Annotated in this window: 13 protein-coding genes; 3 read left to right on the forward strand and 10 right to left on the reverse strand. The window is 63.0% G+C overall.

Annotated features, from left to right (window positions below; genetic code table 11):
• The first annotated feature begins 2 nt into the window (after nt 1-2).
• Entirely contained in the window at nt 3-485 is a 483-nt protein-coding gene (locus FQP90_RS02500; RefSeq protein ID WP_144648168.1) for a pyridoxamine 5'-phosphate oxidase family protein, read from the forward strand.
• A 6-nt stretch (nt 486-491) separates the two neighbouring features.
• Nucleotides 492-845: a TraR/DksA family transcriptional regulator gene (locus FQP90_RS02505; RefSeq protein WP_144648169.1), complete on the forward strand. Its 354-nt coding sequence runs from the start codon at nt 492-494 to the stop codon at nt 843-845.
• On the opposite strand, the gene FQP90_RS02510 is transcribed toward FQP90_RS02505, so the two are convergent.
• The gene (locus FQP90_RS02510; protein ID WP_144648170.1) at nt 846-1,106 is read right to left on the reverse strand and encodes a hypothetical protein; all 261 of its coding nucleotides are present in this window, start codon (nt 1,104-1,106) and stop codon (nt 846-848) included.
• A 105-nt stretch (nt 1,107-1,211) separates the two neighbouring features.
• Between FQP90_RS02510 and FQP90_RS02515 the strand changes: the two genes are divergently transcribed.
• Nucleotides 1,212-1,796, forward strand: coding sequence for a carboxymuconolactone decarboxylase family protein (locus FQP90_RS02515; RefSeq protein ID WP_208759922.1), 585 nt, complete (start codon nt 1,212-1,214; stop codon nt 1,794-1,796).
• Between the two features lie 15 nt (nt 1,797-1,811).
• Here FQP90_RS02515 and FQP90_RS02520 read toward each other — a convergent pair whose 3' ends face one another.
• The 9 genes from FQP90_RS02520 to FQP90_RS02560 form a co-directional block, all read right to left on the reverse strand.
• On the reverse strand, nt 1,812-2,351 hold the full coding sequence (locus tag FQP90_RS02520) for a dihydrofolate reductase family protein (protein WP_244296454.1): 540 nt from the start codon (nt 2,349-2,351) through the stop codon (nt 1,812-1,814).
• Nucleotides 2,348-3,619 carry an MFS transporter gene (locus FQP90_RS02525; protein ID WP_208759935.1) on the reverse strand — a complete coding sequence of 424 codons (1,272 nt, stop codon included), beginning with the start codon at nt 3,617-3,619 and terminating at the stop codon, nt 2,348-2,350. The genes FQP90_RS02520 and FQP90_RS02525 overlap by 4 nt, the downstream gene beginning before the upstream one ends.
• Before the next feature lie 96 nt (nt 3,620-3,715).
• Nucleotides 3,716-4,882: a glycoside hydrolase family 26 protein gene (locus tag FQP90_RS02530; RefSeq protein WP_167510404.1), complete on the reverse strand. Its 1,167-nt coding sequence runs from the start codon at nt 4,880-4,882 to the stop codon at nt 3,716-3,718.
• Nucleotides 4,883-4,977: 95 nt separating this feature from the next.
• Nucleotides 4,978-6,348, reverse strand: a complete 1,371-nt coding sequence (locus FQP90_RS02535) for a DUF3100 domain-containing protein (protein WP_144648172.1) — start codon at nt 6,346-6,348, stop codon at nt 4,978-4,980.
• Nucleotides 6,345-7,568, reverse strand: coding sequence for an amidohydrolase (locus FQP90_RS02540; RefSeq protein WP_144648173.1), 1,224 nt, complete (start codon nt 7,566-7,568; stop codon nt 6,345-6,347). The genes FQP90_RS02535 and FQP90_RS02540 overlap by 4 nt, the downstream gene beginning before the upstream one ends.
• An 11-nt stretch (nt 7,569-7,579) precedes the next feature.
• The gene (locus tag FQP90_RS02545) at nt 7,580-9,127 is read right to left on the reverse strand and encodes an aldehyde dehydrogenase family protein (protein ID WP_144648174.1); all 1,548 of its coding nucleotides are present in this window, start codon (nt 9,125-9,127) and stop codon (nt 7,580-7,582) included.
• Between the two features lie 25 nt (nt 9,128-9,152).
• Nucleotides 9,153-10,058: an NAD(P)-dependent oxidoreductase gene (locus FQP90_RS02550; RefSeq protein WP_144648175.1), complete on the reverse strand. Its 906-nt coding sequence runs from the start codon at nt 10,056-10,058 to the stop codon at nt 9,153-9,155.
• Between the two features lie 57 nt (nt 10,059-10,115).
• Nucleotides 10,116-10,970, reverse strand: coding sequence for a MurR/RpiR family transcriptional regulator (locus FQP90_RS02555; RefSeq protein WP_244296471.1), 855 nt, complete (start codon nt 10,968-10,970; stop codon nt 10,116-10,118).
• A 231-nt stretch (nt 10,971-11,201) separates the two neighbouring features.
• Nucleotides 11,202-13,136, reverse strand: a complete 1,935-nt coding sequence (locus FQP90_RS02560) for an FAD-binding monooxygenase (RefSeq protein WP_144648177.1) — start codon at nt 13,134-13,136, stop codon at nt 11,202-11,204.
• Between the last annotated feature and the right edge of the window lie 75 nt (nt 13,137-13,211).

Raw genomic sequence — 13,211 nt, forward strand, 5'->3', positions numbered from 1 at the left:
GAATGACTGAAGAGCAGGCAATCAGCAAGGTTGTTGGCATCATTAACGACTCCAAGATCGGAATGCTGACCACCATTAACCAAGAGGGCGCCCTGGTCAGCCGACCGCTGGCCGTTCAGGAAGTGAAGGACGACGGCGATATGTGGTTCTTTACGGGGCTGGGAACTTCCCAGGTAGCCCAGGTGCGCTTGGACCCTCGAGTCAATGTTTCCTTCGGCAAGAACACTGAATGGGTCTCCGTGGCAGGTACGGCGGAGGTCGTCACAGACCGGGAAAAGATCCGCGGGATGTGGAACCAGGTTGTGGAGGCCTGGTTCCCTGACGGCCCGGATACCCCGGAGGTTTGCCTGCTGCGGGTCGATTCGGAGTCGGCCGAGTATTGGACCAGCCCCGGTGGAACGGCCGCAACCGTACTGCAATGGGTCAAGTCCAAGGTCACCCATACCCGGTTCAGCGTTGGCGAGAGTGGCACGGTGGAATTATGATCCGCCGTGATTGACGTGGAACGGTTTCAACGCCTCCTTGAGGAAGAGCGTGATCGCAAGCTCGAACTGCTGAAGGCGTTGCGAAGCGACATCAGTTCGGTGAACCTTGCTCGACAGGATTCCAATGTGGACGATGAACATGATCCCGAGGGCAGCACCATTGCGTTCGAGCTGTCCCAGGCGTCGGCACTCCTCGACCAAAGCCGTGGGGGGCTGGAGCAGATCAACGCCGCTCTGCAGCGGATTGCCGCGGGGAGTTATGGCCGGTGCGAAATCTGCTCGGTAGCCATTCCGGAGGGGCGGCTCGAAGCCCGGCCATGGACGCCATTCTGCGTGGACCACGCCTCCGGGAAAAGCTAGCTATCCTGCCATTCCCGGCGAGACCGGCACGAACTCAATGCGCTGCTGGACCTTTTTCTTGGGGCCCCGGCTAAATCCCTTGGCGTCCAAGTGGTTCCCGGCGCGGTACGCTGCCAGCGCTTCGTCGTAGATCTCGTTGAGGCGTTTCCCAGTGAAAACTTCCTGGGTTCCGTCGGCAAAGATGACGGCTATGGAAATGCCGGCGGGAAAGTGCCTGTTCATTCGGATAAAGCCTTGGGGGTCCTGCTGCAGGGAGATCACGTGCCAACCGCTTTCAGTAGTGGGTGTTCCCAGTCTTGCCTATGTGGGCCGCTAACGTGGCTTCGGGCATTTACAACAAGCAGTGGCAGGGCCACAATTGCCCCCATGTCAATCCTCAAGGTGCCGTCCGAAGCCGAGGCCACCGGCATGACGGCTGAAATTTACGATGCCGATACCCGTTCCATGGGCTACGTCCCCAGCCACACCAAGGCCATGAGCCTGAACCCCGAGGCGTACCAGATCTGGGAGTCACTCACCCAGGCCATCAGTTCGTCCCTGGGCCTCCGGCGCTACGAGTTGGTGACCTTGGCCGCGGCCCAGGCCATCGGATCGTCGCACTGCCGACTGGCCCACGGCAAGAAGACACTGACCATCATCGACCAGGAGCAACTGCAGGCCATCGCCCGGAACTACCGTGACGCCGGGCTGCCCCCTGAAGACGTGGCCATGATGGATTACGCCGTGAAGCTCAGCACCGATGCCGCCGGAATGAGCGACGACGATTCGCAAAGGCTCAGGGATGCCGGCTTCAGCGACCGCGAGATTGCGGACATCACCCTGGCTGCCGCGGCCAGGAACTACTTCAGCAGGGCGCTCCTGGCCTTGAACGTGGAACTCGACGTTCCACCAGGGGTCAGCCCGGAACTCCAGGAGGCCCTTTTGTCGCCCCTGCCCACTGCAGGTGAGTGAGTCGTCGTCGCGCTTTCAGGCCCCTTGGGCCCGCACCCTGTAGTTGAGCAGCACGATCCCTGATGGGTAATGGCGGCACTCCAACAACTCCAGCTTTCTCCGCTGGCCGAGGCGGCCGAAGAACGGAACTCCGCCGCCCAGGATCACGGGGATCACAGAAACGCCCAGTTCATCGATCAGGCCATGCTCGACGAACTGCGTGACCAGTTCACCGCCGCCGAAGAGACAGATGTCTTTGTCCTCCGGTATTGACTTCCTGATCCGGGAGACAAGATCCCCAAGATCGCCGGAAAAGAGTTCGGTGTTGCCTGTGGCCACCAGCGTTGGATCGTGGGTCACCACGTAGGTGGGGATCCGTGATCCACCGCCGCCCATCCGTGACACGTCGCGGTAGGTATTGGCGCCCATCACATAGGCCCCGGTCCTGCGCTCGGTCGCTTCAAAACCGTAGTCTTCGTCCTTGGCCATGGCGTCGTTCAGCCACGCCAGATCGCCGTTTTCCGACGCGATGAAGCCGTCGAGGCTTGCGGCCATTCCACCGAATACGGTGCTCAAGGTCGGGTTTCCTGGTCTGTTTCGGTTTCGGACGTAGTGGCACGGTCCGCTGGCGCACCCTGCTTCCTGCTCGCCAGCAGGAAGGGCACAGCGACGAGCTCAATGACGCCCGCCATCGCCAACGACGCCGGGTAGCCGTAAAGGTCAGCTCCCCGCCCCAGGGCCGGTTGGATCACCACGCCACCACTTGAACCCATGAGCGAATCAAAGCTCAGGACGGTGGCGCGCTGCTTGGACGGGATCATGTCGTTCACATAAGCCTGCCGCACGGGGGTCGCCGCGGACCCCACCACGGCCCATAGTGCCAGCAGCACCAATGCCAACCAGAAGATCCGCGTGGATCCGAGGGTCAGCAGGATCACGCCGCCCACCACGCCGCCGAGGATCAGGACGGAAGTTCGTTTGTGGAACAGTCGCCGGGCGTGCGGGGCGAGCCAACCTCCCAGGATCTGCGAGCCTGCAACGATAGCCGCAGCCAGGCCAGCGATGGAGTACGCTTTTTGGTCGCCGTACAGATCCAACAGGAACGGCTGCAGTGCGTAGAAAACGTAGATCCCGACGCCGGCGCTGAAGGGGGCGGCGAGCATCACGTAGCGGACGGGCGGGTTTTTCAAACCGTTCTCGATCGATGCGGACAGCACCGCGCGGGTAGCGCGGAGAGGGTGCGTCGAGCGCTCAGGCGAGAAACCGACGTCGTGCATGAGGCCAAAGGCGACCGCAAACATGGCGAGCAATACCAGCACGCGCAGGAGGAACGGCACCCCAAGGTTGGTGGCTTGGGCAATCACACCGCCGGCCACCGAGCCCAACAACATGGCCACACCCTGCACCATCTGACCGCGCCCAAGGACAGACTCCAGACCGCCCTCGTAGCCCGAGAAGCGCAACGCATCTACGAGCCACGCTTCAACGGCGCCGGAGAAGAACGTAAAGCCCAGGCCCAACAGGACTGAGACCACCGCCCACATCCAGAACGGCGCGGAGATCTGCCAGAGCACGTAGTACAGGTACGTGGAGGCGGCCAGCGTCACGGTGCCGAGCAGGAACGACACACGCCGTCCCCAACCATCCGCAATCACCCCGGTGGGCACCTCGAACAGAACCATGCCGGCTGTGAAGAACGCGTTGGCCGCGAACGCCTCCAGGTTGCTCAGGCCAGCGTCCAGCAGGAAAAGCGTGTTGATGCCCCAAATGAAGGACGCCGCCACTGTATTGCCCAGCGTCAGCGTGAGGTAGACGCGTTGGATTTTCCGGGCGGCGTCGTTCATGGTGTCGCCGCCCCCGTTGGATCGAGGAGGGACCACCAGCTCATTCTCGTCCCGTTTACCGTCCTCCGCCAGACTCCCGCGATGGTGCTGGCCTGCCTAGGAAGCCCGGGGGGTGCAGGCTTTCGGCTCGTCGGCACCCACGAACCACGTGGGCAAGTCCGCGATGTAGGCGTCACGGACCGAGGTGTCCTGTGCGACAGTCCAGTCGACGTCGGCTTTGACCTCCACCTCCAGCTTGTCCCACTCGAACCAGTTGATCATCTTCAATTCGGGGAAGTCCCGGGGGATTGCGGGATCGAACAGCTGCCTCCACCAGGCTTGTTTGATGGATAGGGGATCCGCGCCGTCGCGCGAGCGAATGCTGAGGGCAGCGGTTTCAGGGATGGCGACCGGCTTGCTCCGCGCTTCGCCGTATTCCGTGTAAAAGTCAGGAACACCGAGGTCGTTTCCGCCGGCGCCGTTATACGTTCCCGTGAGTTGCTGCAGGAACTTGCCCTCCTCAGGCAGCACATTGGCACCCCACGGATAGGTGTTGCCCCAGTGGTAGAGGGACATGCCTACCCAGTCCACGGCATCGTCGCCGGGATAGTAGGGCTGGTAGGGGTCGTCCGCCGCACTGACTTTTCCGTCGCCGTCGGTATCCAGCGCCACAGCGTCCGCGGTACCCGCCGCAGCTTGGTACTGGCCGCCACTGAAGGGGTACCCACCGCCGTAGTTGGGTGCCCACATCATGTCGCTACCAGGAGCGAATTGGTGCACGGCGTCCGCCACGACCTTGAATGCCGCTACATAGTCGGCAGGTTTCTGTCCCCATTGGTACCAGGAACCATTCATCTCGTGGGCAAACCTCACGATCACCGGAACACCGGCTTTGTTGTAACCGTCAAGCCGCATTGCAAGTTCCCCAGCCCGCTCCTTGGTGACTTCCCCAAGTCCCTCGTGGGGTTCCAGCGTCAGGAGCAGGGTGCCGCCATTGCCCCTGACCTGTTCGACGGCGGCCTCGACGTTGCGGTTGTCTGTGTCCGACATCGGGAACGGCGAAAAGCTGACGACGACGGCGGGTCGCCTCCCGAGGTTGGCCGCGTACTCGGCCAGCGTCTCGTGTTCCCAGTCCAGGTTCACCCCTGACAGGATTCCGGTCTCTGGTGCGAGGTTGGTCTCCACCACGCATTCAGGAGCCGCTGCAGGCTGCGGCGCGCCACATCCTGTCAAGGCCAAGCCAACAGAAACGATGACTGCGCCCCCAGCGCTTCGCCTGAACATGCCACCAATCTAACCATTTTGACGTGTTGTTCAGCAGCAGGAACGGCCCGGATGCCCGCACGTGGTGGGCGTCCGGGCCGCAGCCAGGTGGTTTGTCAGTGCCAGAGGCCCAGGGCGAACTCCGCAATGACTGTGGAAAGCAGGAAGGACGCGGTAATGGCCACGAGACCTACGGGAATGATCTTCCAACCGATATTCCGCAGCAACGGAATGTCCTTGCCAAGGGAAAGGCCGGCCAAAGTCAGCATCACCGTGGCGATGGACAGGAAGTCCACAGTCTTGACGGCCTCGTTCAAAACGTCGGCTCCGAAGAACCACGGGCTGGAAATGTACGCGCCGATGGTGGTGATGAAGACGATGGCAGAGATCTTCCTGGTGATCTTTGCCAGGAACAGGCTGACGAGGACCAGGGCCAGCATGATGCCGTAGCCGGCAAGGATGGACCAGCTCAGGCCCTTCGCGGCCACCGCAGCGGTTCCAACACCCAATACGGTCAAGACTGACAAGGAAAGCCACAGGGGCAACTTCATCGCCGCAGAGGACTTTGCCACCTCTTCCCGGAAGCGGCGGTTCTCCTCGGCCTGGACCTCGTCCTGTTCCAACTCAGCCGCGGTGCGGGCCTGGGGAGCTGTGCCGGCAGCAACCTTCTGAGATTCCTTGTTGCGGGTGAGCACCTTGTAGAACCGGTCTGCCACGGGCAAGGCGATGTAGATGCCCACATAGACGCCCAGGATGGTGGTGATGAGGTTGGAGACGGCGGCCATGCCCAGGATGGCTTCCTGGTCTGCCGGGTAGGCGGCAATGATGCTCGCCGCTGAGGCAGCCATCATGGAGCCCGAACCAACGCCCGCCCCCATGGCCAAAGCCAGGGGATCAAAGATCTTCCAGTTGGCAACCAGCGACGTCAGCAGTGTGATGAAGATGGCGCCGAACAGGGTGCCGAAAACGTACATTGCCAGGACGCCGCGGTACTGATCGGAGTCCGGACCATACTTCTCCGAGACCATGGCGAACGACGGTTCACGGTCCAGGGAGAACGTGGCGCCCACGGTGGCTTTGCCCATCCGCAGCAGGACAGCCAATGGCAGTGCCAACACGATGGTTCCCAACAAGTGGCCCACCTCTTGCAGTAGCAGCGCGGGGCCGGCCTTGATGAGGCTCGGCAGGCTGGGCCCAATGTTGAAGGCAAGCCTGGCCACCAGGAGCAGGACGGCGACACCAACAAGGGCCGCTGCCACGCGCTGGAGATCCAGGCCGAGCGGCTTGAACTTTTGGATGGAGACCAATAGGCCAAGAATCAAGCCCCAGACCATGGGGAAGATGATGATCGCTCCAATGCCGAGATCAATCTTGGCCTGGCCGATGAACTGGACCGCAAGGGCGATGACAAACGCCAGGGCGGCAATCGGAAGAGTCAGCCGCGTTCCGGCCTTGTCTGTCCGCGCGGTTTCGGTGCTGGTGCTCATGATGTTGCCTTCTGGATAAGGGCTTCACGGCGGTAGGCCGCCTTGACGAAGCGTTCTCTCTGCTGGGGATTTGTTGCGGCACCCGCCACAGTCCAAGCCAGCGCAGTAGCTGCCTCGAACATCACGGCGTATGCCTCGGGAGTGTTCGCAAGAGCTGCAAAGCCGTGCGAATGGATGGGGACGTTGGCGCCGGGAATGCTCAACCACGGATGCAGGGAAGGAATGACTTGGGAGATGTTGCCCATGTCCGTGGAGCCCCCTCCCATTCCCGCCGCCGGGGATGTGTCTTTGCCGAAAGCATCCATGGCTTCGGTCCAGTGGGCGGCGAGTTCCCCGTCTTGGACCAGCGGCTCGTAGAGCGGTTCCGCGGCAGCGATCTGGAGCGTTGTGCCCGTGGCGAGAGCCGCGCCTTCAAAGCAGTGCTTGACCCGTTCGAGCAGTGCCTCGTACTCCGGGAGGGTGAAGGCACGGCATTCGAAGGGAACCACGGCATGATCCGGAATAATGTTGGTGACGTGGCCCGCCTCCGCCACGTAGCAGGCAACACGGTGGTCGCCGGGAATCTGCTGGCGGAGCAAGCCAATGGCAACTTGGCTGAGCACGGCCGCGTCCCCGGCGTTGACGCCCATATGTGGGGCGGAGGCCGCGTGGGCGGCCTTGCCGGTAAAGACGGCCTCGTAGCGGCCCACAGCCTGGGCCGTGGTGCCCGCAGGGTTGTACGTCACGCCGTCCTGGACCGGGTGGACCATCAATGCCAGGCCTACGCCGTCGAAGGCACCCCGCTCCAGCATCAGCACTTTACCGCCTCCATGCTCCTCGGCTGGCGTGCCGATCGCCTTCAACGTGATGCCAAGGTCATCCACATGGGGAAGGAGCGCCAGCGCAGCAGCCACCGAGGCTCCAGCGATGAGGTTATGTCCGCAGGCGTGCCCCACCGACGGCAAGGCATCGTATTCCACGCACAGGGCAACCGTGAGATCTCCGGTTCCCGCGGTAGCGGTGAAGGCTGTCGGAAGGTCGGCCGTTCCCTGGGTGACGTCAAAGCCACCTTCGGCGAGCAGGGACGTAATCGATTCTGCGGCCCGGACTTCCTGGAAGGAGATCTCTGGGTTGGCGTGCAGGTTCTCCGACAGGGACTGAACCCGGGGTTTCCATGACGTGACGCCTTCCGCCAAGGCTTGACGCAGCACAAGTGAGGAGGATGTATTGGTGAATTCCATGATTCTTCCTGCTAGTAGGACAGGGACGGGAAGGGGGATCCGGCTGCACGGGTGGGAACCCAAACCGCCTTGGTCTGCGTGTACTCGTCCAATACGCCGGGCCCGGAGGAGCGGCCGTGGCCGGAATCGCCGAAACCGCCAAAGGGAACGGCAACGTGGATGGTCTTGTACGAGTTGATCCAGAACGTCCCTGCCTTCACCTCACGGGCGATGTGGTGGGCCCGGGAAACGTCCGAGGTCCACACAGCGCCGGCCAGTCCGAAGTTGGTGTTGTTGGCACGGGCAATTGCTTCGGCTTCCGTGTCAAAGGCGTCGGCACCGACTACTGGTCCGAAGACTTCAGTGGTCTCCAGGCGGTTTGCCGGTGTCACGCCATCCAACAGCGTCGGCATGACCCAGTGGCCGCCAGCCAGAGACGACCCGGCCAAGGACTCAGGCAACGTTCCGCCCGTGAGCCTGCGGCCGCCGTCGTTCATCCCGGCCTCAATCAGCGCAGTGACGGTCGCGAACTGTGGCGCGGTGATAATCGGCCCCACCTCGGTGGCGGCGTCCAGCGGATCCCCGACCCGGAGCCGGGCAGCACGTTCGGCCACCATTTCAATAAACCGGGCGTGAACGCTGCGTTCCACCAGCAGGCGCGACCCTGCCACGCAGGATTGCCCGGCACCGGAGAAGATGGCGGAGATGGCGCCGTCGGCGGCGCGCTCGAGGTCGGCGTCGGCGAAGACGATGTTGGCACTCTTGCCGCCAAGCTCCAACAAGGCTGGAATTCCGGCTTCCGCAGCGGCTACGGCAACCCGTCGGCCCGTGGGGACGGAACCGATGAAGCTGACTTTGTTGACCCGGCGATCGGACGTGAGGGTGGCTCCCACAGTCTGCCCGAGCCCCACGGCTACGTTGAAAACGCCGTCGGGGAGTCCGGCTTCGTGGGCCAGTTGGGCGAGACGGACGGTTGTGGCAGGTGTGAATTCGCTGGGCTTGATGATGACGGCGTTGCCGGCTGCGAGTGGCGCCGCCGAGTTCCAGCCGGCCGTGAACAGCGGGGCATTCCAAGGAGTAATCGCCACCACGACTCCCCACGGGACCCGCTCTGTGTACGTGTGCCACGGGCCCGGCACGGGAATGGTCTGGCCAGTGAGCTTGTCCGCCCAGCCTGCGTAATAGCCGAACATTTCGGCCACTTTGGATGCTTCAACGCGGGCATCACGGATGGGCTTTCCAGTGGTGGCCGATTCGAGGATCGCCAATTCCTCGGTGTGGGCTTCGACCACCCTGCTGACGTTACGGAGAATGGCAGCGCGGTCGAAGCCGTTCAGGGAGCCCCATGCTGCAGCGCCGCGAACGGAGCTCTCCAGAATGGCGTCGGCACCTTCAGTGCCGGGATCGGCATACGTGGCAAAGGCTTCACCCGTGGCCGCAGACGTCAGAGTGACATTGCTGCCTGATCCAGGGAGCACCCTTCCGTCGACGAAAGCGCCCAGGCCCGTAGGAAAGGCTGCGCCCAGGACATCGCGGGCTGTCTTCGCGGAGGAGGCAGGAGGGGCTGTAGTGATGTTCAAAATACTGTCCTTTTGTTACTGATGGCTACGCGACGTGCGTGGTTTTGGGGGCGCCGGCGGGAGTTACAGCGGGCGCAACTGTCCTGGCGATCTCGGTGAAATCTGCGGCCGGCCCAAGGGCAGCCAGTGCTTCCTGCCATTGTTCGGCCGCGGCTGCCAAAAGTTCGGGGTGCTCGCCGACCTGCCGTGCCATGTCGATGGCGAGGGCAGCATCCCGTGCCATCAGGCCGAGGGAAAAACCGGAGTCGTGGGTGCCGGACAAAACCCAGTTGGGGTACATCGCGGCGGAGACTTTGCTGCCTCCGGAGGCGTTGCTGATGCTGGCGGCAGCCACGGCCGGATCGATTCCATAGGCCTTCGCAACGCCGAGGGCTTCTCCCACGGAGACGAGGTTGGCGGCGGCAAGGACGTTGTTCAACAGTTTGACGACGTTTCCGCTGCCGGGTCCGCCGATGTGGGCGTACCTTCCGCCGGTGAGCGCGTCGAGGACGGTCTGTGCAGCCGCCACGGCGGTGTCTGTTGCTCCGACGAAGGCACTGAGTGTTCCGGTTGCTGCGCCGTCGCGCCCGCCGGAAACCGGCGCATCCACGAACGCTGCGCCGTGGGAGTCCGCCAGGGTCGCCATGGACGTGCTGGTGCTTGGTTCGGAGGTGGTGGTGTCAATAATTGCGATGGTCCCGGGCGCTGAGAGGAGCACCGGTACGGTTGCCTCGACTATTTTGGCTGAGGGCAAGGACAGGACGACGTACGGGACGCCGGCGAGGTCGCGTAGTTCTGCCGTGGTGGAGATTCCAGCCCCGGCAGCGGCGTTGCGTGCAGCTTCCGAGGGGTCGAAGCCTGTGACGTCCCAGCCCGCACTGTGCAGGGTTGACGCCATCGCGCCTCCCATGGATCCGAGGCCGATGACGGCTATGCGGCGGTTGTTGCTCATGAGTACTCCTAAGTGGGGATCTTGACGGAGGAAGACTGTGGTGGCCAACAGCCCGCGTCAGTCCAGGTAGATGTCCAGGTCTTTCCAGAGTTGCTGGGTTCGCCGGATGGCAGTTCGGCTGCGCTCCGGGTGGGCTGCTTCCATGCCGGCCAGCAGGCCGTAAACCATGGAATTGGCCGCGGTCACGGACTGGAAGAAGGAGATTCCTTCCGAGGCGACGATCAGCAGGTGGTCTGCGGCTGCAGCAAGGCGTCCACGGCGCATATCGCTGATGGCCACGACGGTGGCACCGGACTGCTTGGCGGCTTCTGCAGTGACGATGATCTGTTGGACTGACCGCCACATATTGACCACCACCAGGACGTCACCGGGGCCGAGGCTGTTGGCTGCCGAGGCCAAGTGGACGCCGCCCCGGTTTTCGAGCGTGATGGGGTATCCCATGGTGGACCCTAAGTGCGCCATGACGCTTGCCGGTCCAGCGAAGGAGCCGATGCCAATGGTGGTGATGGACTGCGCTGAGGCGAGGGCGGCGATGGCGGCCTCGACGTCTTCGGCAGTGTTTGAGTCGAGGGTGAGCCGCAGGTTCTCGATGTCGTGAGTCAGTGCGTCGTGGAGCGGGCTGCGGTGCTCGCCGTGCTCGAGAAGGGTGTCTTCGGTGGAGATCATCACCAGGTACCGAGAGCGAAGCTCGCGCTGGAGGTCGGGCCAGCCGCGGTAGCCCAGGCGCTGGGCGGTACGGACAACGGTGGAATTGTTGACGTCGGAGCGTTGGGCGATTTCTGCGATGTCCGCATATGAAGAAAGCTGCGGATTTCGGGCAATGACTTCCACAACCCTCGCCTGCGACTTGGAGAGCGCAACCTCGGGGAGCGCGTCTCCCAGCCACGCGTGGTCCACGGCTTCCCGCGCCATGGGTGCGGTGCCCGCCTCGTCTTGCTTGCTTGTCACGGTCTCAAACTCCTTGTAATGCACATCACTCGGCAAACTGGATTGCACTTAACATACTCTGCAATTTTGTTTGCGGCTAGTGGTTTGCGTTACAGCCGTGTAAACCTTCCGCCTGTACGCCGAAACGTCATGGCACCCCGTTAAACGACAGGTGCCGGGAAACCCCTGTGGGGCTCCCCGGCACCTGTTGGACGCCTAGGCTTGGTTGCTCACCAGGCCTTTATTCGCCCGCGCTGCTTCAATTCGCCGAGCGGAATGCAGAGGTGCGAAGAACGAGCCGAGTTCCGCCGTCGCCGTCAACGGCAGCACGTTGGCCACGTACTGGTCAGGGCGGACAACCACCACCACGCCGTCACGACTGAGGCCGCGCAGTTCGAAAATGTCGTTCGCCGGATCTGCGCCGAATACCTTCTCCAGGTAGGTGAGCTTGAAGGGCCCGACGGTGGGTTTGAAGGCCGCCGGAACGGCGTTGATGTCCACGTTGGTGTGGTCCTGCTGGTAGATCACCTTGACGTCGAACCAGGCATCCCTGTCAAGGTTCGACGGCGTTGCGGCCAGCGGGGAGTCCGGCGAGTTCGCTATCCACTCGGCCAAGTCCGCTACCGCGCCTGGGGCGCCGGCCTTCGCGGAGTCGGCGAAGACGTAGATACGCCATCGGCCGTCGGCTTTGGCATGGTGGCCCAGGTGCATCGGGTTGGTATCGCAGACACGGAGCACCGGCGCAGACTTGAAACGCTTTCCGATGGGGAAGCCCGTTGCGAGTCCCTGGTGCTGCGGCTCAGCGACCAGGACGGAAGGGGCGTACTGCGTCATGAAGCCCGCGGGGAACTCGGCGGTGCTGGTGTAGAAGTTCTCCAGTTCCGTGGGGTCTTCAAACTCTTCGGGCTTCTTGGCCATAAGGGAGGACCATTGTTTGTCGAAGTCGATAAGGTTCTTCGCTACCACCTGGCGCTCCGCAGAGTACGTATCCAGCAGGCTTTCGGGGCTGCGGCCTTCAAGGACGTGTCCGAGCTTCCAGCCAATGTTAAAGCCGTCCTGCATGGAGACGTTCATTCCCTGGCCGGCCTTAGCACTGTGGGTGTGGCACGCGTCGCCGGTGATGAACACCCGCGGGGTGCGGGTCCCGCGCTCCTCCGGCAGAACGTCGTCGAACCTGTCCGTGAGGCGGTGGCCGACCTCGTACACGCTGTGCCACGCCACGTTGCGGACGTCCAGGGTGTAGGGGTGGAGGATGTCGTTGGCCTTCTGGATGATCTGCTCAATGGTGGTTTTCCGGACGGCCCCGTGATCATCGGCCGCTACTTCGCCCAGGTCCACATACATGCGGAACAGGTGGCCGCCTTCGCGGGGAATCAGGAGGATACTGCCGCCGCTGCCGGATTGGATGGCGCATTTGGTGCGGATGTCCGGGAAGTCGGTGACGGCCAGGACGTCCATAACGCCCCACGCGTGGTTGGCTTGGTCTCCGGCCAAGTGGCAGCCGATTGATTCACGGACCCTGCTCCGCGCACCGTCCGCGCCCACGACGTACTTGGCACGGATGGTGCGGGTATGACCTTCGTTTGGCCCGGACGTATGGAGCAGCGTTACCGTGACGGGATATTCGCCCGCACCCGTGACCTCAAGGCTGTGGAATTCGTAGCCGTAGTCAGGAGTCATGCGTGTGGGGGAGTTGGCCATGAATTCGGCGAAGTAGTCCAGCACGCGAGCCTGGTTGACGATCAGGTGCGGGAACTCGCTGATGCCCGCGGGATCGTCAACAGCCCGGGCGGCGCGCACGATGCGGGAGTGGTCAGCGGGGTCCGGCTTCCAGAAGGCCATCTCGGTAATACGGTAGGCCTCTGCGGTGATGCGCTCGGCGAACCCGAAGGCCTGGAATGTCTCGACGCTGCGAGCCTGGATGCCGTCGGCTTGGCCAATAGCGAGCCTTCCGGGGCGACGCTCAATGATCCGGGTGGTGACGTCAGGGAACTGCGACAGCTGCGCCGCGGCCAGCATCCCAGCCGGACCACTGCCCACGATGAGGACGTCAACTTCGTCTGGAAGATCGGCTGGGCGGTCGATTCCGACGCCGGCCACCGGTTCGACTCGGGGGTCACCGGATACGTATCCGTGATGGTGGAACTGCACGGGCTTTCCTCACTTCTTTGTGGGCTGACAATCGCCAAGTTGTTCGATAATAGAACATGGTGTTCTATTATCGCT

The organism is Paenarthrobacter nitroguajacolicus (genome assembly GCF_007786235.1).
GTDB lineage: Bacteria > Actinomycetota > Actinomycetes > Actinomycetales > Micrococcaceae > Arthrobacter > Arthrobacter nitroguajacolicus_A.

What these genes read in the sequence shown, in the direction of transcription:
- FQP90_RS02515 (WP_208759922.1), top strand. Translation starts at nt 1,212, where the DNA reads ATGTCAATCCTCAAGGTGCCGTCCGAAGCCGAGGCCACCGGCATGACG.
- FQP90_RS02525 (WP_208759935.1), bottom strand. Translation starts at nt 3,619, where the DNA reads ATGAACGACGCCGCCCGGAAAATCCAACGCGTCTACCTCACGCTGACG.
- FQP90_RS02550 (WP_144648175.1), bottom strand. Translation starts at nt 10,058, where the DNA reads ATGAGCAACAACCGCCGCATAGCCGTCATCGGCCTCGGATCCATGGGA.
- FQP90_RS02555 (WP_244296471.1), bottom strand. Translation starts at nt 10,970, where the DNA reads ATGGCGCGGGAAGCCGTGGACCACGCGTGGCTGGGAGACGCGCTCCCC.
- FQP90_RS02530 (WP_167510404.1), bottom strand. Translation starts at nt 4,882, where the DNA reads ATGTTCAGGCGAAGCGCTGGGGGCGCAGTCATCGTTTCTGTTGGCTTG.
- FQP90_RS02500 (WP_144648168.1), top strand. Translation starts at nt 3, where the DNA reads ATGACTGAAGAGCAGGCAATCAGCAAGGTTGTTGGCATCATTAACGAC.
- FQP90_RS02535 (WP_144648172.1), bottom strand. Translation starts at nt 6,348, where the DNA reads ATGAGCACCAGCACCGAAACCGCGCGGACAGACAAGGCCGGAACGCGG.
- FQP90_RS02540 (WP_144648173.1), bottom strand. Translation starts at nt 7,568, where the DNA reads ATGGAATTCACCAATACATCCTCCTCACTTGTGCTGCGTCAAGCCTTG.